At 67.8% G+C, this 24025-nt stretch carries 26 protein-coding genes and 2 pseudogenes; 17 read left to right on the top strand and 11 right to left on the bottom strand.

Annotated features, from left to right (window positions below):
- Positions 1–45: 45 nt before the first annotated feature.
- Entirely contained in the window at positions 46–216 is a 171-nt protein-coding gene (locus OG344_RS11660) for a transposase (protein WP_405089076.1), read from the top strand.
- 167 nt (positions 217–383) lie between these two features.
- On the opposite strand, the pseudogene OG344_RS11655 reads toward OG344_RS11660, so the two are convergent.
- A pseudogene (locus tag OG344_RS11655) lies at positions 384–1022 on the bottom strand (BtrH N-terminal domain-containing protein); the annotation flags it as partial.
- A gap of 704 nt (positions 1023–1726) precedes the next feature.
- Here OG344_RS11655 and OG344_RS11650 point away from each other — a divergent pair.
- Positions 1727–3091 carry a cellulose binding domain-containing protein gene (locus OG344_RS11650; protein WP_405088222.1) on the top strand — a complete coding sequence of 455 codons (1365 nt, stop codon included), beginning with the start codon at positions 1727–1729 and terminating at the stop codon, positions 3089–3091.
- Positions 3092–3110: 19 nt separating this feature from the next.
- Positions 3111–3710: a prolipoprotein diacylglyceryl transferase gene (locus OG344_RS11645; RefSeq protein WP_405088221.1), complete on the top strand. Its 600-nt coding sequence runs from the start codon at positions 3111–3113 to the stop codon at positions 3708–3710.
- Between the two features lie 24 nt (positions 3711–3734).
- Here OG344_RS11645 and OG344_RS11640 read toward each other — a convergent pair whose 3' ends face one another.
- Positions 3735–4349 carry a histidine phosphatase family protein gene (locus tag OG344_RS11640; RefSeq protein WP_405088220.1) on the bottom strand — a complete coding sequence of 205 codons (615 nt, stop codon included), beginning with the start codon at positions 4347–4349 and terminating at the stop codon, positions 3735–3737.
- A 101-nt stretch (positions 4350–4450) separates the two neighbouring features.
- Positions 4451–5698 carry a PEP/pyruvate-binding domain-containing protein gene (locus OG344_RS11635; RefSeq protein WP_405088219.1) on the bottom strand — a complete coding sequence of 416 codons (1248 nt, stop codon included), beginning with the start codon at positions 5696–5698 and terminating at the stop codon, positions 4451–4453.
- Between the two features lie 58 nt (positions 5699–5756).
- Here OG344_RS11635 and OG344_RS11630 point away from each other — a divergent pair, with 58 nt between their 5' ends.
- The 3 genes from OG344_RS11630 (at position 5757) to OG344_RS11620 (ending at position 7518) form a co-directional block, all read left to right on the top strand.
- Positions 5757–6152, top strand: coding sequence for a DNA-binding protein (locus tag OG344_RS11630; protein ID WP_405088218.1), 396 nt, complete (start codon positions 5757–5759; stop codon positions 6150–6152).
- Entirely contained in the window at positions 6149–6784 is a 636-nt protein-coding gene (locus tag OG344_RS11625; protein ID WP_405088217.1) for a transcriptional regulator, read from the top strand. Before OG344_RS11630 ends, OG344_RS11625 begins: the two co-directional genes overlap by 4 nt.
- A gap of 167 nt (positions 6785–6951) precedes the next feature.
- The gene (locus OG344_RS11620) at positions 6952–7518 is read left to right on the top strand and encodes a hypothetical protein (RefSeq protein WP_405088216.1); all 567 of its coding nucleotides are present in this window, start codon (positions 6952–6954) and stop codon (positions 7516–7518) included.
- 462 nt (positions 7519–7980) lie between these two features.
- On the opposite strand, the gene OG344_RS11615 is transcribed toward OG344_RS11620, so the two are convergent.
- Positions 7981–8589 carry an LGFP repeat-containing protein gene (locus tag OG344_RS11615; protein ID WP_405088215.1) on the bottom strand — a complete coding sequence of 203 codons (609 nt, stop codon included), beginning with the start codon at positions 8587–8589 and terminating at the stop codon, positions 7981–7983.
- A 378-nt stretch (positions 8590–8967) separates the two neighbouring features.
- On the opposite strand from OG344_RS11615, the gene OG344_RS11610 reads away from it, so the two are divergent.
- Positions 8968–9126, top strand: coding sequence for a VOC family protein (locus OG344_RS11610; RefSeq protein ID WP_405088214.1), 159 nt, complete (start codon positions 8968–8970; stop codon positions 9124–9126).
- A 176-nt stretch (positions 9127–9302) separates the two neighbouring features.
- Here OG344_RS11610 and OG344_RS11605 read toward each other — a convergent pair whose 3' ends face one another.
- Positions 9303–10016: a DUF2306 domain-containing protein gene (locus OG344_RS11605; protein ID WP_405088213.1), complete on the bottom strand. Its 714-nt coding sequence runs from the start codon at positions 10014–10016 to the stop codon at positions 9303–9305.
- A 108-nt stretch (positions 10017–10124) separates the two neighbouring features.
- On the opposite strand from OG344_RS11605, the gene OG344_RS11600 reads away from it, so the two are divergent.
- Together OG344_RS11600 and OG344_RS11595 are read left to right on the top strand one after the other, a co-directional pair.
- Positions 10125–10865, top strand: a complete 741-nt coding sequence (locus OG344_RS11600) for a TetR/AcrR family transcriptional regulator (RefSeq protein WP_327049232.1) — start codon at positions 10125–10127, stop codon at positions 10863–10865.
- 150 nt (positions 10866–11015) lie between these two features.
- Complete coding sequence (locus OG344_RS11595) at positions 11016–11195, top strand: GntR family transcriptional regulator (RefSeq protein ID WP_405088212.1); 180 nt, start codon at positions 11016–11018, stop codon at positions 11193–11195.
- 613 nt (positions 11196–11808) lie between these two features.
- Here OG344_RS11595 and OG344_RS11590 read toward each other — a convergent pair.
- Positions 11809–12279 (bottom strand): hypothetical protein, encoded by a 471-nt coding sequence (locus OG344_RS11590; protein ID WP_405088211.1) that lies wholly within the window; start codon positions 12277–12279, stop codon positions 11809–11811.
- A gap of 307 nt (positions 12280–12586) precedes the next feature.
- Here OG344_RS11590 and OG344_RS11585 point away from each other — a divergent pair, with 307 nt between their 5' ends.
- Both OG344_RS11585 and OG344_RS11580 read left to right on the top strand, forming a co-directional pair.
- Positions 12587–12766: a hypothetical protein gene (locus OG344_RS11585; protein WP_405088210.1), complete on the top strand. Its 180-nt coding sequence runs from the start codon at positions 12587–12589 to the stop codon at positions 12764–12766.
- Entirely contained in the window at positions 12763–13197 is a 435-nt protein-coding gene (locus OG344_RS11580; protein WP_405088209.1) for a type II toxin-antitoxin system VapC family toxin, read from the top strand. The genes OG344_RS11585 and OG344_RS11580 overlap by 4 nt, the downstream gene beginning before the upstream one ends.
- On the opposite strand, the pseudogene OG344_RS11575 reads toward OG344_RS11580, so the two are convergent.
- The 3 genes and pseudogenes from OG344_RS11575 to OG344_RS11565 all read right to left on the bottom strand — a co-directional run.
- Positions 13198–13299 (bottom strand): annotated as a pseudogene (locus OG344_RS11575) (peptide-methionine (S)-S-oxide reductase); the annotation flags it as partial.
- A 26-nt stretch (positions 13300–13325) separates the two neighbouring features.
- Positions 13326–13742 carry a PIN domain-containing protein gene (locus OG344_RS11570; protein ID WP_182884504.1) on the bottom strand — a complete coding sequence of 139 codons (417 nt, stop codon included), beginning with the start codon at positions 13740–13742 and terminating at the stop codon, positions 13326–13328.
- Positions 13718–14029, bottom strand: coding sequence for a hypothetical protein (locus tag OG344_RS11565; protein ID WP_405088208.1), 312 nt, complete (start codon positions 14027–14029; stop codon positions 13718–13720). Before OG344_RS11565 ends, OG344_RS11570 begins: the two co-directional genes overlap by 25 nt.
- 243 nt (positions 14030–14272) lie before the next feature.
- Here OG344_RS11565 and OG344_RS11560 point away from each other — a divergent pair, with 243 nt between their 5' ends.
- Complete coding sequence (locus tag OG344_RS11560; RefSeq protein WP_405088207.1) at positions 14273–15790, top strand: recombinase family protein; 1518 nt, start codon at positions 14273–14275, stop codon at positions 15788–15790.
- 682 nt (positions 15791–16472) lie between these two features.
- The gene (locus OG344_RS11555) at positions 16473–17870 is read left to right on the top strand and encodes a replication initiator (RefSeq protein WP_405088206.1); all 1398 of its coding nucleotides are present in this window, start codon (positions 16473–16475) and stop codon (positions 17868–17870) included.
- Between the two features lie 198 nt (positions 17871–18068).
- Here the strand turns inward: OG344_RS11555 and OG344_RS11550 are convergent, their stop codons facing one another.
- Positions 18069–18338, bottom strand: a complete 270-nt coding sequence (locus tag OG344_RS11550; protein WP_405088205.1) for a GntR family transcriptional regulator — start codon at positions 18336–18338, stop codon at positions 18069–18071.
- A gap of 131 nt (positions 18339–18469) precedes the next feature.
- On the opposite strand from OG344_RS11550, the gene OG344_RS11545 reads away from it, so the two are divergent.
- The 3 genes from OG344_RS11545 (at position 18470) to OG344_RS11535 (ending at position 20902) form a co-directional block, all read left to right on the top strand.
- Positions 18470–18811 carry a hypothetical protein gene (locus OG344_RS11545; RefSeq protein WP_405088204.1) on the top strand — a complete coding sequence of 114 codons (342 nt, stop codon included), beginning with the start codon at positions 18470–18472 and terminating at the stop codon, positions 18809–18811.
- Between the two features lie 635 nt (positions 18812–19446).
- Positions 19447–20178: a DUF6444 domain-containing protein gene (locus OG344_RS11540; RefSeq protein WP_405088203.1), complete on the top strand. Its 732-nt coding sequence runs from the start codon at positions 19447–19449 to the stop codon at positions 20176–20178.
- Positions 20093–20902, top strand: a complete 810-nt coding sequence (locus tag OG344_RS11535; protein ID WP_405088201.1) for a transposase — start codon at positions 20093–20095, stop codon at positions 20900–20902. The genes OG344_RS11540 and OG344_RS11535 overlap by 86 nt, the downstream gene beginning before the upstream one ends.
- A 1382-nt stretch (positions 20903–22284) precedes the next feature.
- On the opposite strand, the gene msrA is transcribed toward OG344_RS11535, so the two are convergent.
- Entirely contained in the window at positions 22285–22947 is a 663-nt protein-coding gene (msrA, locus tag OG344_RS11530) for a peptide-methionine (S)-S-oxide reductase MsrA (protein WP_405089075.1), read from the bottom strand.
- A gap of 136 nt (positions 22948–23083) precedes the next feature.
- Here msrA and rarD point away from each other — a divergent pair, with 136 nt between their 5' ends.
- The gene (rarD, locus tag OG344_RS11525; protein ID WP_405088200.1) at positions 23084–23989 is read left to right on the top strand and encodes an EamA family transporter RarD; all 906 of its coding nucleotides are present in this window, start codon (positions 23084–23086) and stop codon (positions 23987–23989) included.
- The last annotated feature ends 36 nt before the right edge of the window (positions 23990–24025 follow it).

Genomic DNA, 24025 nt, shown 5'->3' with positions numbered 1-24025 from the left:
GATGTACGCATCGAACGCCATGGTGTCCACACCCTCCACGCCCACGTGGTGTGCGTGACGAAGTACCGGCGTGGGGCTTTCACCGGCCCGATGCCGGCCCGATACGAGGAACTCATGCGCGAGGTCTGCGCCGACTTCGAGGTCGAACGTCGGGAGTTCAACGGCGAACAAGCAGTACATCGAGCAGCGGCAACGCCCACTGTGACCTGCGGGTGAAGGCACGTTCGCGCCCTAGCGGGCACTCCCGCGCGGGCCTTCACCCCCGGCCTGAAGGACGGAGCACTGGCCCGCATTCCGGTAGAGGGCGCGGAACAGGCCGCCGGGCCGCCCCGCTCCATGAGGAGGGCGGCCTGCGGCAGGTCCCGCCGCGGCTCGGCGGCGCGGAGCAGCCATCCGGGCACCCGGCTGCCGGCCTTCTCGATGCCCCGGTAGCCCAGGTTCGCGATGGGAGCGGCGAGGAAGGCGTCGGCGCAGTCCCTGACGGCGGGGATGATCTGGTCCTGCCAGGAGAGCGGGCGCTCCGGCACGGTGATGGTGAAGGACCGGTTCCTGGCGGTCATCGGGCCGCGTTCGGCCCGTGCCCTGGCGAGGCCGGCCCGGCTGGTGCGCACCGCTCCGCCCTGCCTGCCGGTGTCCACCAGGTAGACCTCGTGCTCGTCGTAGCCGTACATCGCGACGACGTGACCGCCGAAGTGCACCTTGGTGCGGAAGTAGTCCAGGTGGTAGCAGTCGAGCTGGAGGCCGACCGGCCGGCCCGCGTCGACGGACGCGGCCACGTTCTCCCACGCCCTGCGCGACGAGGTGGTCTCCTCGGCCACCAGCGTCAGCCCCAGCCGGGCGGTCAGGTTCCTGGTGAGCTCGAACGGCTTGACCCGGCCCCCGAGAAAGGGGACCGGCATGGCCTTGGCGTCCCAGTAGACGAAGGACAGGCCCGACCCCAGCCCGAACAGCATGGGCTCGGACAGGTCGAGGCCTTCGTGCCGTAACAGCACCCCCAGCGCCGTCGTCTCGCAGTGGTGCATCCCGCGGGCCTCGACGTCCTTCACGAAGGTCATGCGTCGCTCTCCTCATGCCGGCCGGGCGAACGGCCGCCCCGGCACCTCCATGATCGGCCATCCGGCCCGCCGGAAGTGGCCCGCGGAAGGGATCGCCGGCCCTGCGGCGGAAGCGATCCACCCAGGCGATCGCGGGACTCCTGGACGGCCCTCCCATCGAAACCGCCGCCGATGAAATTTACATCGCGGCGGCGGCGGTGACCGCGGCCTTTTCCCTGGTCAAAACCGAATGAATGGCCCCGCGCCGGCGCGGGGCCGCCGAAGCGAAGACAAGATCCTTGACATGTCGCATGACTTCTTATTTGCTCCGGTTCACCATCACGACCAGTCGCCCGTTAGAGAGGAGCACTAGGCCGCCCCCGGTCGCTGTTAACGCTAACACGCACTGGACCCAACGCCGGGCGGAGCGCCATGCCGACGCTGACGGACATCTGACCTCGCCCTGCTCTTCGCAGCGGGGCAGGGGCGAGCACGCACACGCCGACGTTGGTCGGCCGCCGCGCCGCCCCGGGCCGACTGACGGGTGGGCTCACTCACTTGCGTATGAACCCGGAAAGTCCGCCGGGCCAGGCATTCACCTGCCGGCCGCGGACGCCCCGGACGAAGGAAAAACAAAAGGCTGTTCTGTCGACGCACGTCGAATTTCGAATGGTAAAGGGAGTTGCGTGAAATTGAGACAGAAATCCATCTTCGCCGCTGTCGCGGCGGCCGCGCTTCTCGTTCTGGCGACGGGACAAACGGCTCTGAGTGACAGCCTCGGCGCGACCAAGACCTCCTCGGCGAGCGCCGTCGCGGCGTCGACCGCCGGATGCGGTAAGACCCCGACGCTGAGAAGCGGCTCGCAGACGATCACGACCGGCGGCAAGAGTCGCAGCTGGATCCTGAGGATTCCCGACAACTACGACAACAGCCGCCCCTACCGGTTGATCATGGCCTATCACTGGCTGAACGGCACCGCCCAGATCGTCGACTCGGGCGGCTCGGACGGAGCCGTCTGGGCCTACTACGGGCTCAAGCAGCTTTCCAACAACAGCACGATCTTCATCGCGCCACAGGGCATCAACAACGGCTGGGGCAACTCCAACGGTGAGGACCTGACCTTCACCGACGACATGCTGAAGCTTGTCGAGAACGATCTCTGCGTCGACACGACGCAGCGCTTCGCCATGGGTTGGAGCTACGGCGGCGCGATGAGCTTCGCGGTCGCATGTGCCCGTCCGACCGTCTTCCGCGCGGTCGCGGTCTACTCCGGCGCGCAGCTCAGCGGGTGCAACGGCGGCACGCAGCCCGTCGCGTACATGGGGATCCACGGCATCCACGACTCGGTGCTCAACATCTCCCAGGGACGGTCACTGCGTGACAAGTTCGTCTCGAACAACGGCTGCACGCCCCAGAGCCCGCGCGAACCCTCGCAGGGCAGCCTGACGCACATCATCACCGCCTACTCGGGGTGCCGGGCCGGATACCCGGTCGTCTGGGCCGCGTTCGACGGGGACCACACCCCCTCCCCGAACGACGGGTCCACCTCCACCAGCGGCGCCAGGACCTGGACGACGGCGGAGGTGTGGAAGTTCTTCACCCAGTTCCAGTCCGGTCCGACGACTTCTCCCTCGGCTTCGCCCTCCCAGTCCCCGTCGCAGTCCCCGTCGCAGTCCCCGTCGCAGTCTCCTTCCCAGTCGCCGTCGCAGTCCCCGTCCCAGTCGCCCACCGGCGGAACGGGCGCCTGCCGCGTCACGGCCACCGTCAACGCCTGGAACAACGGCCTGACGGAGAACCTCGCCATCACCAACACCGGCTCCTCCACCATCAACGGCTGGTCGCTCGTCTTCACGCTCCCCAGCGGGCAGACGATCACCAGCGGGTGGAACGCCACCTACTCGCCCACCAGTGGCCAGGTCACCGCGAAGAACATGAGCTACAACGGCACGCTGGCGCCCGGAGCCACCACTGAGGTCGGCTTCCAGGCCAACCACACCGGCAATGCCGGCAAGCCCACCTCGTTCACCCTCAACGGGAGCCCCTGCACCGTCGCCTGATCGGCGAGTACCACCGGGGGTGGCGCCCGACCGGGCGCCACCCCCGGACGCGTCCGGGCGTACGGCCGCGAGGATCGGCTTCGGCATCTGGCTCAGTGAGCGCCGCTGGCGCGACCGTGGCGGCGAGAAGGGCACGATCACCGACCTCGCGGTCCCCGCGGTGGTCTTCGGGTTGATCGGCGCTCGCCTCTACCACGTCATCACCGACTGGCAGACCTACTTCGGCCCGCGCGCGATCAAGGAACCCTACCGGGCGCTGTTCGTCTGGGAAGGCGGGCTCAGCATCTGGGGCGCGGTCGCCCTGGGAGGCGTGGGCATGTGGCTGGCCTGCCGCCGCCGGGGAGTGTCCCTGGGCGCCGTGGCCGACACGGTCGCGCCCGCCATCGCCTTCGGGCAGGCGATCGCCCGCTGGGGCAACTGGTTCAACCAGGAGCTGTACGGCGGTCCGACCACGTTGCCATGGGGCCTGGAGATCGACCAGGCGCACGGCGGCGAGCCGGGCGTGCTCTACCACCCGACCTTCCTGTACGAGTCGTTGTGGGACGCGGCGCTCGGTTTCGGACTGCTCCTGGCCGGCCGGCGGTTCACTCTGCAGGATGTCCACCTACACGGGCATTGACCTGGTCGAATACCCGTAGCCGCCTCACGGCCTGATGCCTTCCGGGAACCCGGTCCAGCGCAGGTCGGCCGGGAGGTGGCTCATGTCGTTGAACATCACGATCGTGGGCGGCAGGCCGCTGCGATACTCGATGACCGTCAGTGCGGTGTTGGCGCTGTTCAACCCGAGCCACCGGCATGGCGGCGCGTCCAGCGCGTGCCGCACCAGCCACGCGATCGGGTAGGCGTGCGTCACCAGAACCTCGTTCACGTCGGGCCCGGTCCCCTGCGGGGTCGGGTCGGGAACTTTCGCGAACCTGGCGACCAGGGCTTCGGCGAGCCTCTGGCCCGAAGCCGCCTCGGTCTCGTCGTAGCCGTCGAAGAAGCCGGCCCAGGACCGGGGCGTCTCGGCCGCGCCGGGAACGTAGGGCACGTGGTCGACGAGTTCGGCGGCTTCGGTCACGGGCACGTCCGGCAGATGACGGGCGAGCTCGTGCGCGCTCGCCTCGGCGCGCGGCAGCGGAGAGTGCCACACGGCGTCGACCGGTACGCCCGCGAGCCGTTCGCCCAGCAGGCCCGCCTGCCGGCGCCCGATGTCGGTGAGTCGACCGAACGCGTCGGCCGCGCCGTGGCGTGCCAGGTAGAGGCGTCGAGTCGTCATACGGGGTCAGGGGCGGGGTCCGTGCGGGCCCGTCTCCCCTCTCCTTTCTGTCGGTGCGTACGGGTTCGGCGGGATGCCCGGGTGGGCGCGGCGGGGCCCGGTCACACGCCTGTCGCCGTGACGGTGCCGGCGGTGCCGTCGACGGTGATGAGGGTGTCGTCGCGGAGCCTGCTGGTCGCGTCCGGGACGCCGAGGACGGCGGGGATGGCGTGCTCTCGGGCGACGATCGCGGCGTGCGAGAGCACGCCCCCGGTCTCGGTGACGACACCGGCGGCGACGCGCAGCAACGGCGTCCACGCGGGGTCGGTGAAGGGGCAGACGAGGATGTCGCCCGGGCGTACGCGCGCGAAGTCGCCGCGACCGCGGACGATCCTCGCGGTTCCGGTCACGGTCCCGCGGCTGCCCGGCGTACCGGTGAGCGTGGCGGCCGGAACGCCGGATGCTCCGGAAGGTGCTGCCGACGGTGGGGGTGCGGCGGTGACCGGCCGTGCCTGCAGCACCCAGGTGCGGCCGCCGGCGATCGCCCACTCGATGTCCTGCGGTCCGCCGAGCACGGCGGCGATCCGCCTGCCCAGCTCGGCCAGCCGCGTGGCGGTCGCGTCGTCGGCCGTCGGCCGGTTCCGCGCGGCGGTGGGCACGTCCCCGACCACGAGCCGCGCGCCGCGCCGGTCGAGGCGCCGCCGTTTGTCCGCGACGGTGCGGGTGACCGACCCGTCCGCGGCGACGCGGTAGGCGTCAGGGGTGACCTTGCCCTCGACGACGCTCGGGCCGAGGCCCCAGGACGCCTCGATCCGGGTCACGTCGCCGGAGTCCGCGGGGGTGAACATGACCCCGGACACCTCGGCGTCCAGATGGCGTTGCACGATGACGGCCATCAGAAGATCGTCAGGTGGTTGGCCGGTGCGGCCGGAGGCGGCCCGGTAGGCGATGGCGCGCGGGGAGAACATCGAGCCCCAGCAGGCACGTACGGCCGTGGCGACCTCGCCGGCTCCCCGCACGGCGAGGAAGCTCTCGTGCTGGCCGGCCGCCGATGCCCGTCCGGTGTCCTCGCCCGCCGCCGACGACCTGACCGCCACGGGCGGATCGCCGAGCTCGCCGAGCGCTCGCCCCAGCGCGTCGGCGACGGCCTCGGGGACCGGGCGGGCTGCGATCGTCCACCGCGCCGCATCGGCGTCCTCCGGCTCGTCGCCGATCCGCCCGAGGTCCAGGTCGCGGACGGCGGCGAGGTAGGCGGCGAACGGGACGACGAAGCCGTCGGGCACCGGCAGACCCGCACGGAGCAACGCGCCGAGCGCACCGGCCTTGCCTCCACAGGTGTCGGCGGCGGCCTCCCTGAGGGGTACGATCACCCGCCCTCCTTTCAACAGAAGATTGACAACAATTTGTTGATTGTGCATTGTGGGACCCATGGAACGCAAGGACGACATGGCGCACAGCGCGCACGCCGACCACGTCCAGGCCCAGCGTGAGCGGGACGCGCGTGAGCGTCTTCTGAACCTGGGCGCGAACGCGCTCGACGCCCGCCCGTGGCGGCCCCCGCCGGCCCCGCCGTCGGCGGTCGACCTCGCGCAGTTCGTCGTCTGGCGCAACGCCGACCTGGACCCGGAGGACATCCTGAGCGCGCTCGCCCTCCTGCCCGCCGCACGAGCCGAGGTCGAAGGACTCGAATCCGCCCTGCTGTTCATCGCCCGGAGCGCGGGCCTGACCTGGGCGCAGATGGCGCAGGTGATGGGGTTCAACTCTCCGCAGGCGTGCCAGCAGCACTACACCCGCCTGGCGGCACGACAGGACGCCGAATCGTGACGCGCGACTCCACGCCCGGCCTCCTGGTCCTGCACGCCGTACGTATCACCGGATTCGCCGACACCCCGGTGCTCGCCCACCGATACGGGCTCGACACAGCCACTGCCGAAGGGGTGCTGCGCGACGCCGAGGCCCGTGGCTGGGTCGAGCACACCGCCTTCGCCGGCACCGCGGGCTGGTCGCTGACCGAGCAGGGCCGGGCCCAGAACGAGCGCGAGCTCGCGGCCGAGCTCGCCCGCGCCGGCGCCGCCGACGAGGTCCGCGACGTCTACCGCAGGTTCCTCCCGCTGAACGCCCTCCTGCTGCAGGCCTGCACCGACTGGCAGCTCCGGCCCGCCGCCGGCGATCGGCTCGCCGTCAACGACCACTCCGATCCCGCCTGGGACGACGGAGTGCTCCACGAGCTCGGCTGCGTCGACCGGGCGCTCACGCCACTCGCGGACCGGCTCGGTCGCGTCCTCACGCGGTTCCGCGGATATGACACGCGATTCACCGCGGCCCTGGCGCGCGCCCGGGCCGGAGACGGCGCCTGGGTCGACCAGACCGACGTGGACTCCTGCCACCGGGTCTGGTTCGAGCTCCACGAAGACCTCATCGCCACGCTCGGCCTCGACCGCGGCGCGGAACCCTGACCCGCCATCTCGGTCGAATCCGCGGACGGGATCCGAATATATTCACACCGATTTCTCCCCTCTTGACGCTCCGGCGGCAGCGGCCACAATGACGGTGTCGTCGCGAGTTGCGCCCTCTCGACGTGAACCATCTCTCTTGGTTTCGGATCGAGAAGTGGAGTTCACACATGCGCTCAGCGATCTCGCGCGCGTTGATGGCGGCGGTCATCGCCGCCGCGGCGACTCTCGTGCCGTCGGGGCCCGCGTCCGCGGGGATCTGGCAGCTCACCGACGGGTTCGAGCCGTCGACGAATCCGGCGACCAGATGGACGTTCACCGCGAACGGGGGGTGCAGCGGGCCGGTGTTCGGCAGCGCGTCGAACACGCCGCGTACGGGGAGCGGCATGGCCGCCATGGCGGCCTTCACGCAGGGCGACTGGTGCGCGCTCGGGCGGACCATCACCCTCACGCCGGTGAGCGCTCATCCCGGGGCACGATGCACGGCCGGCGTCTGGACGGACCTCTGGGGCGAGTGGGCCCAGTTCAACCTGGAGGTGATCGACCCCGACACGTGGAAGTACATCGCCCTGAAGTCGATCACCCAGGACTGGGTCCACGGCTGGGAGCTCCAGACGGTGAGCTGGACGGCGCAACGCTCCGACGTCGTGCTGCGATTCGCCGTCCTGCAGCGGAACCCGTACTGGCACTCCGCGGAGGTCGATCTCGACGACGTCGTGGTGCAGTGCGCCTACTGATCGGCCGAGCCGTCCGGCCGATGTGCCATCGAAGATCACTGAGGCCTGCAAGCCCCCCGCTCGTCGCGCTGATCGACGGTGACGAAGCGGTCGGCCACGACGTACCGGGGGCTGTCCCCCGGCAGGTCCAGAACCTGGCCGCCGCCTCCGCTTTGCTCCCCTGCCGCTTCTCTACGAGTTGGCACACCTCCGTGACCACGGTCGCGGGGACGAGCAAGGGCCCTGGGTGGGTCCGCAGGAGTCGGGCGCAAGCCTGATGATGGCGGTCCCGGGCGTTCACGGCGGCAACCAACGGACCCGAGTCGATGACGATCACAAAGAGTGGTTGTCCTCTGCACGGAGAATCTCCTCCGAGCCACTACGTCCACCTAGCGGGGAAGACGCTGACCGCTCAGGCCTGCTTTTCGGCGGCTTCGATCACCTGACCCATATCGCAACACTTAACGATCCACAGCTGGCGTATCAGTGGGCGACTCTGACGGAGGTGGGGACGCTCCACGGGCCGCAGTCGGAGCCGGCCTGGAATAGGCCGCTGCGGTCGCAGCCCTGGACGATGAAGGCGAACTTGTTGACCTCGTGGCCGGCGGTGGTGCTGCAGACCTCACCGTCGCAGTAGGGGGTTATCGAGTAGGAACCGCTCCACGGATCGATCCTGCCGACCTTCACCTGGGTGGCCTTGCCGCCATCCTTGCTCCAGCGGACATTGAAGTAGTCCCAGTCACGCCCCAGGCCGCTCCAGCGGAAGACGACCTTGTGGCCGGACCTGTAGGCGCGCACGAGGGTGCCGTTGCCGAGGTTGGGCGACCAGACGATTTTGCCGTTGCGGAATTCTTGCCAGGAGCCGCGCTTGTCGGGGTAGCCGTACTCCTTGCTGACCGGGCAGCCGTAGACGCTGCTCTCACCGCCGTTGGAGCGCCACAGGTTGCCGATGAGACTGCCGGCCGGTGCCACCAGGGAGGAGTCACAGCCAGATGTGGCGGCGAACGCGGGGGTGGCGGTGACTGTGACAGGGAGAGTGACAGCGAGGCCGGTGATCGTGGCGGCGGCCAGACCGAATGCGATGCGCTTCATCGGAATCTCCTGAGTGCAGGCGCGTCCCGGTCTGGCCTCTGCCTGTGCCTCCCGGGCTTGTGCAACCAGTGAAAGGCCGCCCGATTGCAGATTCCTTGATCACAGCTGACCGCCGCAATGCAAGTAGCCTGAAAGGCGCTGGGCCCCGCCCGCCACCTGGTGACGGCAGCCGAAGAGAGGCGTGCGCAAGGCAGTGCAACCCTGCGGCATCTACTCGTCAGAAGAGGTCTTCAGTCTCGGCGTCGTCTGACTGATAACGAAGGCCGGCCGCCCCGCCTGGGGCAGCGGAGAACCGCCTTCACTGAACTCCAAGCGTCAGCACTGACATCTGTAGCCGTCGGTCGCCTACCCGTCTAACCTGCCCGTGGAGTGGACGGCGTGCATCGGAATCTGTCCGGCTTCGTCGAGGAGTTCGTCAACGAGCCCACCACGATGCCCTGGGGCAACCGCTCACTCCTGTTGCGTGACCCCGACGGCAACCTCGTCAACTTCTTCACCCCCGTCACCCCAGCCGCCCGCGATAAGTTCGCGCGCTGACGACGCGGCAGGGGCCTGCCGGCGGGTCTTACCTTCACTGAGACGAACGATCGGGGCTCCGGTCCCCGCTGGTCACCCGGCCAGAGCCACAGCAAAGGCTGTAGCTCCCGATACTGCTCGGCGTAGTCCGAGTGGTGCCAGGGAAACCGGGGTCGGCCTGAGACCGGCCTCCGGGATCAGGTAGCGAGGGCGGTGCGGCGGCCGCGGCGGGCCACCTCGCGCTCCAGGTACCACTCCACGACCAGCAGCGGGATCGTCCAGCCGAGCCAGCCGGACAGGCCGGAGATCGTCCACGCCATCAGATCGGGATCCCCGTGGAAGAGAGTGTCCTGCAGCGGGGGCAGAGCGATGATCAGAATCCCGGTCCACACCCGGTTGGTGATGATGGAGTAGGTCAGCACGGCGCTGCGCAGCATCCAGCGCCGGTGGTCGGCGTACCGGCGGGCGCGGGCGGCGCGCCAGCCCGCCACGGTGAAGGCGAGCCACAGCAGGGCGAGGAGCACGTCGCTGACCGCGAGGAACAGCCCGAACGGGGAACGCGCCCCGATAACCAGACCGGTCAGCCCGGCAGGCAGCACCCCGGCGAACACGTAGACCCGCCCGGCGCGCCGGTGCCCCACCGGGTGCCGCCGCCGGAACCACGGCCACACCTGGAAGAACGCGGTGACCATAGCGACCGAGGCGAACAGCACGTGCGCCACGAGCAGCGGGTAGTGCGGGCCGAACCCTTGTGGCTGCGGCACCCGGGACAGCGACGGGTCCCCGGTCAGGTACGGCGGCAGCGAGAACGCGAGGAACCCGGCCGTGACCAGGCCGAGCGGCACCGTCCAGCGGCGCCGCCACCACGGACGCCGGCGGGCCGATACCGGCGGAGGTCTGTCGATCGTCATGTGCATGACGGCTCCAGGGGGACGGTCGAGTGAATGCGTATGTCATACGCTTAATGCGTACCATATACGCAACGCGTAGACCATACGCAAACTGGTAAGCTCCCTGGAATGCCGGACGACATCGGGAACGAGCTGCCGCACGCGCTGAACGTGCTGTGGGGGCGGGCCAAGCCGAAGGGGCGGGGACGCACGCCCGCGCTCAGCCTGGAGCGGATCGTGACGGCGGCCATCGCCCTCGCCGACGAGGAGGGCCTGGCCGCGCTGTCCATGGCCCGGCTCGCCGAACGGCTCGGCTGCGCGCCCATGTCGCTGTACCGGCACGTGACCGGCAAGGACGACCTGCAGCTGTTCATGCTGGCCGCCGCGCCCGGCCCGCCGCCGGAGTTCGGCACGGCGCCGGCCGACTGGCGCGGCTCACTCACCCGGTGGGCCGTCGAACTGTTCGACGTCTACCTGCGGCATCCGTGGATCGCCCAGCTGGCGAACTCCCCGCCGATGGACCCCGGCCAGCTCGCCTGGCTCGACGCCGCGCTGCGCTCCCTCGGCGGCACGCCGCTGGACCCGCGGGCCCGGTTCTCGGTGGTCATGCTGGTGCTGCACTACGTGCGCGGTGCCGCCCAGCTCTTGACGTCCATGACCGCCGAACCAGAGGATAGGGCCGACGGGGCGTACGCCGCCCTGCTCACCGAGCTCGCCGACCCCGGCCGATTCCCGGCGCTGGCCCGCGCCGTCGAGGCCGGGGTGTTCGCCCCCCACGCGGGGGCCGCTCCGGATGACGACTTCCGCGCCGGCCTTGACCACCTGCTCGACGGGGTGGGAGTGGCGATCGAACGCGCCGCCCGGGCCTGAGCGATGAGCCGGTACTCGTGGGAAGCGGAAGCGCTCCTACCGGGCACGGAACTGTGCGCTTGGATTTCCGGATAGGCTGCCGCGCGGCTTCCGTCCTCGGCCTGTTTGGGCTTGTATGTCTTGTTCGGAGCTACTACCTACAGTTGCCGAGTGATCGACTATGACCCGACGCGACCCGGGTGGGTGCAGATCTACCAGGTCGTACGCACACGCATCGAGACGAGCGAGTACCGGCCTCGCTACCTCATCACCGAAGTCCAGATGGAAGGCGAGTTCGGCGTCGCCCGCGTGACCATCCGCAAGGTGACCGCCAAGCTCCGCGAGGACTAGAGAGTGCGGGAGACGCCCAGTTCCGTTAAGGCGATCACATGCGCCAGCAGCGCGAATCCGATCTCCTCGTTGCCCCTCGTCACCTTCCCAAGGGGCAACGACTCACGATCCTGCCGGGCGACTGATCAGGTTTCGCCGGCGATCAGGCCGACGGGGCAGCTCACGCCGGTGCCGCCGAGCCGCAGTAGCCGTTTGGCACCTTAAAAGGTATTGCTGGTGATAGACCTTTGCTTCAAGCAATGGAGCGGCAAGTAACGGATCACGCGTCCGTGTCTTTAGGATGGCGAGGCGAAGCGTAGATCAACCACACGGTGCGCGTCCCGTCGTCGATGACGTACCGGACACGGCCTCCATTTGTGACCTCGAACTCCCACTGTTCGAGGTCCTTGCCGTTGTGGCGGTGAACTGCGAGGTCGCCGCGGAGACGATGCTGGCGCTCGTGATCTGCTCGCGAGCGTGGATCCGTGCGCAAAGCTTCAAGGCAGCGCCGTGCGTTCGCCAGGGCGTGCCTGCACAGTTCCTCCCACCCCCTTGCCGCATCACTGGTAGCGAAGCGAACGTCCCACTCATCGTCAGGAGGGGGAACGGTGACACGATCCCCCGCGTTTGGGACTCATACAGAGACCTCAACCGGTCCGAAGTCCCCGCTCGTAGGCTTACGCGCGTCCGCGTACTCCGCCGGGTCCGCTTTGATCCGAGCCGTCGCCCGCCAGCCCACGATCACTTCTTCGGTCCTGCTGTCCAAGTCCAGCTCTGCAGCGTCGGACAGAGCCTCGACCAGTTCGAACGTGAAATTCCGCAGTTCGTCCGTGGTGAGGTGGCGGACCCAGGGGAAGACCTCAGGCATTGCGATAGCCAATGTCCTGGCTGTCGGATCATGTTTGAGGAGCGCAAGGAACAAGCGAGACGCCGTCGCGAGTGTCCGGTCTCGCTGCTCCTCGCGGTCTGCAGCCGTCAAGTAGAAGTCCGGTGCATCCCGATGCGTGACACGGACCCGCCCCAGACGTGTCGCACGCTCCGCGACCGCTCGCGGATTCCGTGACAAGTCTGAGAACGTCACCGACTCTGCATGGCTCGCGCTCATATCACCATCATACTCAGAACGTGTTCTGATCTGCCGGTGACGGGCCGGAGACGGCTCCGGCCCTCGGTCGGCACCGGGTGAACCGGGCGGCCAAGGGCCAGGATCAGTCGGTTGATGCAGGTCAGGCTTCGCCGGCGGTCAGGCCGACGGGGCAGCTCACACCGGTGCCGCCGAGGCCGCAGTAGCCGTTTGGCACCTAAAAAAGGTATTGCTGGTGGTAGCGATTCACCTCAGGCAATAAGTTCGACTCACCGCACTCTGTGACTTCTCACTGGCTGCGGGCAGGTCGGCGCCTACACTTGGAAGCATGGACTTGGACAACGAAGGCTGGGCCGAAATCGAGGAGCCCCTCGACGCCCCCGCGCTTCCACGGCATCTCTCCGCGCTCGTCGGCGCGCTACAAGGGCCGGCAGACCTCGGCGTCCACCATGACCGGTACCTCACCTATCCCCATCACGAGGAGTCCGACGGAGCGATCACCGCGTGATCCTCTGCGACACGGGACCCCTCGTCGCGGCATTCAACAGGGCGGACAAGGATCACGCCCGATGCGTCCGGTTCCTGGCGCAGAACTGGACCAGGCTCGTCGTGCCGTCGCTCGCGGTAACAGAGATCTGCCACCTGCTCTCCGATCCGGTGCGCCGCGGCAGCCCCACTCTCGCCGCCGAGTTCTGCGCTGCCATCGCCGACGACGAACTCCGCGTGATCGAGGCGACGCCCCACGACTATCGGCGAATGTCCGAGCTGCTCTCCGCCTACGCCTCGCTCCGCCTACAGGCTGTGGACGCCTGCGTGATAGCCCTTGCCGAGCGCTTCGACCTTCGCCAAGTCGCCACGCTGGATCAGCGCGACTACCTCGTCGTTGCCCCTCGTCATCTTCCCAAGGGGCAACGACTCACGATCCTGCCCGGCGACTGATCAGGGTTCGCCGGCGGTCAGGCCGACGGGACAGCTCACACCGGTGCCGCCGATGCCGCAGTAGCCGTTTGGCACCTTAAAAAGGTATTGCTGGTGGTAGTCGTATCGCTGGGGCAGTAATTCAGCACCTACACCCGCACGAGGCGGACTGCCTTTCCGCAGAGCTTGCTCATGTCGTCCTCGTCCGAGGTGAGGACGATGACGGGCCGGGTGGAGCGAAGAGCCGTGGCGGCCACGACGGCATCGATCGCGTACTTGTGGCCGTGAAGACCGCTCTCACGGAGCAGATCCAGCGCGTGGACGGAGACCTCCTCGGTCACCGGCTCGACACGCAGCCGGGACAGATGCCAGCGCAACCGGTCGTTTGTCACCCGGCCGTCGAAGGCCTCGATAGGCGTCAAGGCACTGATAACAACGCGGAAGTCGTTGTTCTGTGCCTCTCGGACGATCGCCGTAACTCGCTGGTCGGCCGCGCACCACTTCGAGAGTCCCTCGGAGTCGAGGATGACCGTCCCCGCACTCAGCTTGCTTCGTGCGCGTGCCATCCACGCTCCTCGTGTAGCTCCGGAGCGGACTTCACGCTACGGAACAGCTGCTCAGCCTCGTCCCGCAGATGCTGCGGGATGGGACCGCACTCGTTCTCGTTCGCCTGCAGGGCCTCCTCCAGTAGGTCCCGCTCGATCTGCCGCTCCACAGCGGCGTCGACGTACGCGGAGAACCCGCGCGCGCCGACACGCTCCTTGATGGCGCGGATGTTGCCGGCTCGCAAGGAGACGCTCACCTTGGCCGCGGGCCCGTCCCCGGGCGGGAAGGCCTGTTCAGGTGTACTCATAGCGGCAGTTTACTACTTCAAGTAGCAAACCACCGGCACCGGACGCAGGAAACCTCCGAGTAGCGCCAGGCCGCTCGGAGGTCTCACGATCCCGCCCGGCGACTGATCAGCTCTCGCTGGCCGTCAGGCCGACGGGGCAGCTCACACCGGTGCCGCCGATGCCGCAGTAGCCGTTTGGCACCTTAAAAAGGTATTGCTGGTGGTAGACCTTCGCTTCAAGCAATAATTCTTGCGGAGGTCGCCTTGCCTGAGCCATCCCCCATCCCCGTCGTCTCCTACGCTCGCATCTCCGCCGACATCAGGCGGGACGAACACGGAGTCCAGGACCAGCACAAGCTCAACCGGGAGACCGCTGCCCGGTACGGCTGGACCGTCGTCCACGAGTTCACGGACAACGACAAGTCGGCTGCGAAGGCCGATGTCGTCCGCGACGAGTTCGAGGCCATGTTGAAGGTGCTCCGCTCGGGCGAGCTTCCGGACGGCGCGGAGGTGCGCGGCGTCGTCATCGTGGCTGAGGATCGCCTCGCCCGACGTCCGGGTGACTACGAGCGCTTCGTTGAAGCGATCACCTACCTGGACGGCCGCGTGTTCGCGGATGCGCGGGGTCAGAAGGATCTCTACAGCGAAGACACCGAGAGCATGGGCCTGTTCGGCGCGGTCATCTCCAAGATGGAGGTGCGGAAGATGCAGCGCCGTATGCGTCGCTCCCATCGGGCACGGGCCGAGCAGGGACTACCCGTTGGCGGGACACGCCCCTTCGGCTGGCTGCCCGATCGGTTGACCCTCGATCCGAAAGAGGCGCCTCTCGTACGTCAGGCGATCCTCGACCTCGTCGCCGGCCGATCGCTCAACTCCATCGTGAACCAGTGGCAGCGGGATGACGTGAAGACCTCCCTGGGCAACCTCTGGACTCCCCGCTCCTTGAAGATCACGGTCACCAACCCTCGGGTCTGCGGCTGGCGCGAGATGAACGGCGAGTTGATCCGGGACTCCGAGGGCAACCCGGTGGTCGGGCAGTGGCAGCCGATCGTGACGCCGGAACAGTGGATGGCGGTCAAGTCCATCTTCGACGCGCGCAAGGGTCACTTCGTCTACCGGGACGGCCGACTCGGCCCGATCCTTCCGCGAGACTTCAAAGAGCCCCGCCACCTGCTCACCGGGTTCCTCCGGTGTGGCCGGACCCAACCGGACGGCGCGCTGTGCAACGCGTCCCTCCGGGTCACGCACCAGAAGCACTGCGTGCAGCACATCTACATCTGTCCGGCCAAGACGGTGGGCGGCTGCGGAGGGCTCGGCAGACGTGGGGACATGGTTGACCTCTACGTCTCGGAAGCGGTCCTCGCGAAACTCGAAGAGGTGCAGTTGGCCTCTTCCACAGGTCCTACCGAATGGCCTGGCCAACAGGATTACGAAGACGCGAAGGCCCGGCTCGAAGAGCTACGCGCGCAATGGACGGCAGGGAATATCAGCAACGAGCTGTTCTTCTCGGCGGCTCCCGATCTGGAGAAGCGCATATCCCGCCTTCGCACGGACGCGCAGAGCTTCGCGGCGACGGCCCAACGACGCCAGGCCCGCTCGGCTACCGACGTGGCCGAGATACGGCGGCGGTGGTTCCTGTCGGAGAGTGAGGGCGGTCTACCGCTCTCCTTGAAGCGGTCCTACATCCGGGAGGCGCTGCACGCCGTGATCATCTACCCGAGCGGCAAGGGGCGCAGGCGCTTCGATCCCGACCTTCTTGAACTGGTTTGGCGTGAGGACTGAGAACACGAGAACGCCCAAGACGCCCAGGACGTCTTGCGGTCGGCGGTAGCTCCTCCAGCCTTACCGCCAGGCGACAACCCCCTTACCGGCCTCCCGCCACAGCCGGACGTCTACGGACGCCGCTGGACGCCAGCGGACGCACTGGGACGCCGTCAAAGACGTCCTGCCGATTCCGGTTTCGGAACTGACCGGTACGCATACGCGTCCTACTGGGGTAGAACAGAACTGCAAGAAGTCACCGTCTCCCTGACGGAATGACACAGGCGAGAAGCTACGCGACCCATTTTCCGGCGTGCATGAGATCCGGGCGGCAAACAAAACAACTAACGCCGTACCGCTGGAGGGACCCGGCCCAGCGGCAGGCGTCACGCCCTTTCACTTTCTGGTCGCACACTCCCAGGTTCTCTCGCTGACGTGCCCGTGTTCGGCCGATCGGCTGCTGGCTCACGGTGCTCGGCGTCTGTTCCGCATGCGCGGCGGTGGCTCCACCCGCGAGGAAAGGAGCCCACCTGACCACACAGACCCCCATGTCTGCCCAGGAGTGGGGCAGACGCAAAGCCGCCGAGTCTCCTCGTTGGTCTGCCGACAAGTGGCACCGGGTGGCCACCGTTCTCGGTGCCGTGCTGGCCGACGAACCTGGCCGTACCGAGCCCGCCGACGAGAAGAGCGGGAGGGATGCCGCGTGAGCGAGCTTCCTCCCCTCTCCCCCGATGTCCTCGCTGCTGCCCAGCGCGCCGCCATGCCGGACTTCGCCCGGTGGCAGGAGATGGTGCGCGCCACGGGTGGCTGTGCCCAGCCGATCCGGCTGCAAGGTCACCGGATCACCTTCGATGCTGGGTTGGAGGTGCTGGACGTCTACCGGACGGCTGACGAGCCGACCGGGTACCTGCTGACCGCGTGCGGCAACCGTCGTGTGTCCCGATGCCCGGCCTGCTCGGAGGTCTACCGGGACGACACCTACCACCTGATCTTGTCCGGCCTGCGTGGCGGCAAGGGTGTCCCCGAGGACGTGAGCGCGCATCCCCGCGTGTTCGCCACGTTCACCGCCCCCTCGTTCGGCGCGGTCCATGCTCGTCGACAGAAGGGTGACAAGGTGCTGCCGTGTCGTCCTCGGAGGGACAACCCGGTGTGCGAGCACGGCAGGCCGGAAGGCTGCGGGGTCCGGCATGCCGACGATGACCCCCAGGTCGGGCAGCCGATCTGCGTGGACTGCTACGACTACCGGGGCGCGGTACTGTGGAACGCGCACGCGGGCGAGTTGTGGCGGCGCTTCACTCAGGCGCTACCGGCGACGTTCGCCCGGCACCTCGGCGTCTCTCGGTCCGAGCTTCGGCGGCGGCTGCGGCTGTCGTACGCCAAGGTGGCCGAGTATCAAGTGCGGGGCCTGGTCCACTTCCACGCGGTGATCCGTCTCGACGGCCCGGATGGTCCGTCGGATCGTCCGCCGGACTGGGCAACGGTGCCGGTGCTCCGGGAGGCGATTCGGGAAACCGCGGCTGTGGTCTCGGTTCCCGTGCCGGACGATGACCCGTCGTTCGTCGCCCGGTGGGGAACGCAGCTCGACGTGGACCCCATCTACGTCGCCACGGCACTGGAAGGGCTCGCGGATCAGCGGGTGGCGGCCTACATCGCGAAGTACGCGACGAAGGGGGCCGAGTCCGCCGGGACCGTGGACCGGCCGATCCGGGAGGTCGCCGGCGTCGCGCGGCTCGACGTAACCGAGCATCCCCGGCGCATGATCTACACCTGCTTCGCCCTGGCGAACAATCCGGCCTACCGGCTGATCCCGTTGCGGCAGTGGGCGCACATGCTCGGCTACCGGGGCCACTTCTCGACCAAGAGCCGTCACTACTCGACCACGCTCGGCGCGCTGCGCCAGGTGCGGGCCGATCACCAGGCCGAGCAGGCTCGGGAACGGCGCGGCCTGCCTGATCCCGCCGAGCGGGAGACGGTGACGGTCGGTGAGTGGCGTTTCGCCGGGAGCGGCTACCGGCACGGGGAACACCTGTGGGCCGAGATGATCCGGCAACGCGTCACCACGGCGCGCCGGATCGCTCGTGAGCGGGGAGAGTCGGCCTGACCTTGCCGGATGTGAGGCGGGAGTGGTGCGGCCGGCGCAATGCCGTAGGCACCCGGAGGGCCGCGAAGCGGTTGGGCCGGCGGCGCCACGGCCGAAGGCTACTGTCCTCGGCTTGTCGGCTCTACGCTTGGTGCGCCTTCCATCGTCTCGCTGACAACCGATAGAAGGCTGAAGGCCCCTGGATTCGTTCGAGGGCCTTCACTCGTCTTCGGTGTCTCTCCTGGGCGGGGCGCCGGTCTCGGGGTCGGCGACGAAGGTGCCTTTGCCGAGAACGGTGTAGACGTCTCCTGCTTTGAGCAGTTCGTTGATGACACGCCGTGCGGTGCCCTTGGCGATGCCGAACTCCTCGGCCATGCGGGGTTCGCCAGGGATGGGGTGTCCCACCTGGTATTCGCCCGTCCGGATACGGCGTCGTATCTCTTCGAGGACGGCTTCCCATTTGAGCTGGTCAGGCCGGAACTCGATCACGGGCTCAAGAGTAGGAACGAAAGCGTTCCATGTCGTTACCAGTGGTACCTAGAGGTACCTAGGAGAAGGACTAGGTAGGAGTAGGAAGGTGGGCGTACGCTCAACCCGTCAGCGAGACAGATGGGAGAGCCATGCGTCAGAACACGATCAACAACCGAACCACCGACCAGCAGGCGGGCATCCTGGCCGCCCTCGGCGACCTACTTCGATCCCAGGAGGTCCGTACCCGGCTCATCAGCCACATCACCGTGCGGATGACCGGGTTCCCCGTCTGGGACTCGGCGGGCTCGGAGCTGGACATCTACGGGCTCGGAGGCCAGGTCGCGACGGTCACCATCGACTTGGAGAACAAGCCACGCCGTTTCCTGATCAAGCTACCGAAGTCCGGGACCGTCGTTCCGCTGTCCACGGTCGACCAACCACTGTCCGCCGTCCGCTGGATCGCCGGCTGGGCCAACGGCGGGACACGGTAAGGCGGCGGCACTCATGGTGGCTTCCATCCCGCACCTGGACGAGTGTCTGAGTCCGCACTGGGAGACGCGCCACAAAGATCACGTGAAACTCGTCTGGCACGAATCGTTTGAAGGGGTCCGGCGGGCGCGAGCACTCGCATGGACGTGCGACTGCCGAGCCGTCGTCTACGAACTACTTCAGGCTGGTGGACAGGCGTTCATCCGCAAGACCACCCAGACCGAACCCACACCGGAGATCGAAGAGACACACCGCTGGCCCATGGAGGAGGCGCGCAGGGTGTGGCATGCCCTGCTCCTCGGCGAGATGCGATAGACGGTTCAGCCCTCACGCGGCCCCGCTCACCTCCGGCGGGGCCGCACTCACGTTTACGACCCGCGCCACTCCTCCCCCGCCCCCGATAGCTGCCGACATCAGTGACCCGACCGAGGTGTCAATGCCGTCTTCGCGTGTCCGTCCGCCAACGACGTACACCGCAACCGCACACCCAACCCGCATAGACGGCGTTGACACCGACCAAGGGCCACGAACAATCGAGCAGCGGGGGCGGACCATGAACCGCCAGTCAGAGGTAACCATTCAGAAGTTCGTGATCATGGTGGCGTGAGGATCGCCCGGGCGGTGGGATGATCTTTGGGTGTCGAAGACCCCGGATCGCCGCCCGTCGTATGACGAGCTGGCCGCGCTGGTGGTCCGCCAGATGGCCACGATGGAGGCCCAGCGGCAGACGATCGCGCAGCTGGAAGCGACAGTGGAGCGGCTGACGGCGCGGGTCGCCGAGCTGGAACGCAGGCAGAACCGCAACTCGGGGAACTCGTCGTTACCACCGTCCAGCGACACCTTCGTCCGGCCGGATAAGAAGACGCCGGCCAAGAGCGGGCGCAGACGGGGCCGCCAGCCCGGCGCGCCGGGAAGCGGCCTGGCCATGGTCGAGGTCCCGGACGAGGTCGAACACCACGTCCCGGCCGCCTGCGGCGGATGCGGGAAAAAGCTGTCGGCCACCGACAGCGTCGGGTACACCCGCCGCCAGGTTCGCGACATTCCCCTGGTCACCGTTACGGTGACCGAGCATCGGGCGCATCGCTGCCGTTGTGGCGGGTGCGGTGCTGTAACCAGCGCGGACATGCCCGAGATGGTGGCGGGCGCGCCGTCGTCGTACGGGCCGAATCTACGCGCCCTGGCCGCGTACCTGCTGGTGTTTCAGCATGTGCCGGTGGAACGCTGCCCCGCTGATCGCCGACGTCACCGGAGCACGGGTCTCGCCCGGCTGGGTATCGTCCGTCTTGGCCGAGGCCGCCACCCTGGTCGCCGACAGCATCATGCTGATCCGCGCGCTGTTGACGCTCACGCATGTGCTGCACGTCGATGAGACCACCACCCGGATCGGGGCGAGGCGCCGCTGGCTGCACGTGGCCTGCACGACCACCTTGACCCTGCTCGGCCTGGGCGAACGCTCCCGCCAGGGAGCCAACTCCCTCGGTGTTCTGCCACAGTTTCGGGGCGTGCTGGTGCACGACTCGCTGTCGCTGTACAACGGCTACCCGCACGCCCGGCACCAACTGTGCGGAGCCCACTTGGTCAGAGAGCTAAGCGCCGCGGCCGAAGACCACCCCGGGCAGCGGTGGCCGGCACAGATCCGCTGGGCACTGGCCGAGCTGAACAAACAGGCCATCAAGGCCCGCGACAGCGGGTTGACCGAGATCCCACCCGAGCGTGTACGGATCTACCTGCAAGCCTTCCACCGGGGGATCGCGGTCGGGCTGTCGCTGCATCCCCGCGCGCCGGGACGCAAACAATCCCAGGCCCGTAACCTGCTGGAACGCCTGCGGGACCGGGCCGGTGACGTGCTGCGCTTCGCCGACTTCCCCGGCTGGGTGCCATTCACGAAAAACACGGGCGAGCGCGCGCTGCGCCCGGTCAAGACCCAGGTGAAGATCTCCGGCTGCCATCAATCCGAAGATGGCGCCGCGCACTGGCTGACCGTCCGCTCCTACCTCGACAGCGCCCGCAAGCACGGGCTGAGCGCCTTCGAAGCGATCCACCGCGCCTTCACCGGCAACCTCTGGATGCCACCCGTCGCACTCGACGCCTGATCAGCGCATATCACCCAGCGTCACAGAACCTTCTGATTGCTTACCGAACTTCTGAATGGTTACCAGGTATGAACGACGACCAGCCTCCTGTCATCACACCGTAACGATACAACTGCATAACGTCATTCGTTAAAGCCCTCTAGCGGTTCTGAGGGCCGGATGATATCTCTATATTCGGGAACCACGCGACCCCGGAAATAGACGTCCATGGAGGACTGAGTGGTCAGAGCCAGATTTCTCGTCACTGCAGCATCGGTCATGGCTGCTATGGCGTTCATGCCGACTGCGCACGCCGCTGGGAAGGCACCCGCAGTCGCACCTGCATCCCAAGCCACCGTGGGTGGATGTAACTGGTGGCCAGCTGGTTCCAGCCCGGGAAGTGTTCACGTCATAAAAACCACGCCGGTTGCGACCCATACCGGACCAGCTGCAGCGTGCGACATCACCGGGCATTATGGTTATGGTGAGGTGTTCTGGATCAGGTGCAAGTGGGTGAATTCGGCTGGAAACCTGTGGTACTACAGCGACGCTGCCGGGTGGATCTATAGTGCCTACGTCGATAATCCCACAAAAGCCATACCTACCTGCCCCTCCTAGTTTCTAGACGGAGAGAAATCCAGGCGGCCCCCGGGAAGTGTCCCGGGAGCCGCCTCGCTATCACTTGGCGTCGTCGAGGACTTGCTTCCGGCGCCCTTTGAGGCCACGTGAGACTAACCAGGCGAACAAGGGTCGCGCCCGCGAAGAAGAGTACGAGAGAAGCACCGAAGCATGTTGGACGACCTCACCGCTGCCTGTCCCGAGGTAAGCATTCACGTCCGACGCATTCCGGTGTTGAGTGATCGCGTTATGTGATCGCTGATGGGCGTACGTGATTGCGGGTGGTAGCCTGCGAATCAGGCCGGGTCGGGGGGGGATCCAGGCGCGGCCGAGCAGGGCGTCGCGGATGGCGGTCATGAGGTCGGTGCCGTGCTTGAGAAATGTCGAAGTCCGTCAAACGGCCAATGTCGAACCTGTCCATCCCGCCTCGCAAGCGCCGCCTCAAAGGATCGCACAGTCAGCGTAATGCCTGCAGATATGGCGGAGCGGTCTCGACCAAGCCTTGGACAAGATCATCGAAGGCGCCCTTACCCAAAAGGCGGACACGCGGATAGAACGCAATCGTCGCCTTCCGGCCCGGACGCGGGCGGCGGCGGGCGCGTACGGCCCTCCAGGGCCGCATGCGCAAGCCCGCCAGGCCGCTGAGCGGCCGGGCGGCCTTCTGGGGCGAGCGAAGCGAGCCCCTTGACCCTGTAGTGAAGGTTCTCGCCGGAAACGACTGTGGCCCTCGATCGGCGCCGGGCTAGCCGGGCGACCAAGGGCCAGGATCAGTCAGTTACCGCAGGTCAGGCCTCACCGGTGGTCAGGCCGATCGGACACGCGACGCCCGTGCCTCCGATGCCGCAGTAGCCGTTAATGTTGCGGAAAAGGTACTGCTGGTGATAATCCTCGGCGAAGTAGAACTCGCCGGCTGGGGCTATGTCGGTGGTGATCTCGCCGTACCCGGCTTCGGTCAGCACCTTCTGATACGCCTCCTGGGACGCCAGGGCGGCCTCCAGCTGCTCGGGGCCGTGGGTGTAGACGGCCGACCGGTACTGCGTGCCGACGTCGTTGCCCTGGCGCATGCCCTGGGTGGGGTCGTGCGCCTCCCAGAAGACCTTGAGAAGCTCCTCGTACGACACCTGGGCCGGGTCGAAGACCACCCGGACGACCTCGGTGTGCCCGGTGAGGCCGGAGCAGACCTCCTCGTACGTAGGGTTGGGCGTGTACCCGCCCGCGTAGCCCACCGCCGTCGAGACGACGCCCGGGGTCTGCCAGAACTTGCGCTCGGCGCCCCAGAAGCAGCCCAGCCCGAACTCGGCGATCTCCGTTCCCTCGGGGTACGGCGGAGCCAGCGGCGCGCCGAGGACCTGGTGGCGCGTGGCCACCGGCATGATCTCGGCCCGGCCCGGCAGCGCGTCCGTGGGCTCCACCATCGTCGTCTTGTCCCTGCCGAACAGCCAGCCCATCACGAACCTCCCCTTCTGTTCTGCCATCACCAACCACCCACCCGGCCGCGTTGTTCCTTGCGTAAGGAGTCCTAAAACTCCGGGCATAGTGATCCTTATTTGTCCTGAATCCTGGTAAGCAGCGAAGATAGGCGACATGCCTGATACCCGCCGCGGCCTCCTGTTCGGCGTCGCCGCCTACACGATGTGGGGTCTCTTCCCTCTCTACTGGCCCCTGCTCAAGCCGTCCGGAGCGGTGGAGATCCTCGCGCACCGGATGGTCTGGTCGCTCGTCGTGGTGGTCGCGGTCCTCGCCGTACGGCGCCACTGGTCGTGGATCCGCACCGTCACCCGCCGCCAGCTGATCCTCCTCACCGTCGCGGCCGTCACGGTCTCGGTGAACTGGGGCACCTACATCTACGCCGTCAACACCGGCCATGTGGTCGAAAGCGCCCTCGGCTACTTCATCAACCCCCTGGTCAGCGTGCTCTTCGGAGTGCTGGTCTTCCGCGAGCGGCTGCGCGTGTGGCAGTGGGCCGCGGTCGGGCTGGGCGGGCTCGCGGTTCTCATCCTGACGCTCGACTACGGGCGCCTCCCCTGGATCGCCCTCGTGCTCGCCTTCAGTTTCGGCTCGTACGGCCTGATCAAGAAGAAGGCGGGGGTGGGCAGCGCCGAGAGCCTGACCATCGAGACCCTCGTGCTGCTGGTGCCGGCCCTCGCCTACCTGCTCGTCCTGGAGGCGAACGGCACGGGCACCTTCGCCCACCACGGCGGCGGCCACGCCCTGCTGCTGGTGGCCGCCGGCCTGATCACCGCGGTGCCGTTGCTGTTCTTCACCGCCTCGGCGCTGCTGGTCCCCCTCACGGTCCTCGGCCTCCTGCAGTACATCGCGCCCGTTCTGCAGTTCCTGTGCGGCGTGCTGATCGTCCACGAGACCATGCCCGCCAGCCGGTGGGCTGGCTTCGTCGTCGTCTGGCTCGCGCTGAGCCTCTTCACCTGGGACAGCATCCGCGCCGCCCGCACGTCCCGCCGCGAGCGCGCCGCCGCGCTCCAGACTGTGTAGTACGCCCCGGGGAGTACGGCTCCCGCCACCGACGGG

The organism is Microbispora sp. NBC_01389 (genome assembly GCF_045040095.1).
In the GTDB taxonomy this organism is placed as follows: Bacteria; Actinomycetota; Actinomycetes; order Streptosporangiales; family Streptosporangiaceae; genus Microbispora.
Note: the sequence above shows the minus strand (reverse complement) of the source record. Positions and strands in the feature narration are given on the sequence as shown.

Bases quoted from the DNA above. Each gene is read 5' to 3' on its own strand.
- OG344_RS11630 (WP_405088218.1), top strand. From the start codon at position 5,757: ATGGAACGCAAGGACGACATGGCGCACAGCGCGCACGCCGACCACGTC.
- OG344_RS11565 (WP_405088208.1), bottom strand. From the start codon at position 14,029: ATGAGTACACCTGAACAGGCCTTCCCGCCCGGGGACGGGCCCGCGGCC.
- rarD (WP_405088200.1), top strand. From the start codon at position 23,084: ATGCCTGATACCCGCCGCGGCCTCCTGTTCGGCGTCGCCGCCTACACG.
- OG344_RS11640 (WP_405088220.1), bottom strand. From the start codon at position 4,349: ATGACGACTCGACGCCTCTACCTGGCACGCCACGGCGCGGCCGACGCG.
- OG344_RS11590 (WP_405088211.1), bottom strand. From the start codon at position 12,279: ATGAGCGCGAGCCATGCAGAGTCGGTGACGTTCTCAGACTTGTCACGG.
- msrA (WP_405089075.1), bottom strand. From the start codon at position 22,947: ATGGGCTGGCTGTTCGGCAGGGACAAGACGACGATGGTGGAGCCCACG.
- OG344_RS11570 (WP_182884504.1), bottom strand. From the start codon at position 13,742: ATGGCACGCGCACGAAGCAAGCTGAGTGCGGGGACGGTCATCCTCGAC.
- OG344_RS11615 (WP_405088215.1), bottom strand. From the start codon at position 8,589: ATGAAGCGCATCGCATTCGGTCTGGCCGCCGCCACGATCACCGGCCTC.
- OG344_RS11545 (WP_405088204.1), top strand. From the start codon at position 18,470: ATGCGTCAGAACACGATCAACAACCGAACCACCGACCAGCAGGCGGGC.
- OG344_RS11585 (WP_405088210.1), top strand. From the start codon at position 12,587: ATGGACTTGGACAACGAAGGCTGGGCCGAAATCGAGGAGCCCCTCGAC.
- OG344_RS11600 (WP_327049232.1), top strand. From the start codon at position 10,125: ATGCCGGACGACATCGGGAACGAGCTGCCGCACGCGCTGAACGTGCTG.
- OG344_RS11605 (WP_405088213.1), bottom strand. From the start codon at position 10,016: ATGACGATCGACAGACCTCCGCCGGTATCGGCCCGCCGGCGTCCGTGG.
- OG344_RS11620 (WP_405088216.1), top strand. From the start codon at position 6,952: ATGCGCTCAGCGATCTCGCGCGCGTTGATGGCGGCGGTCATCGCCGCC.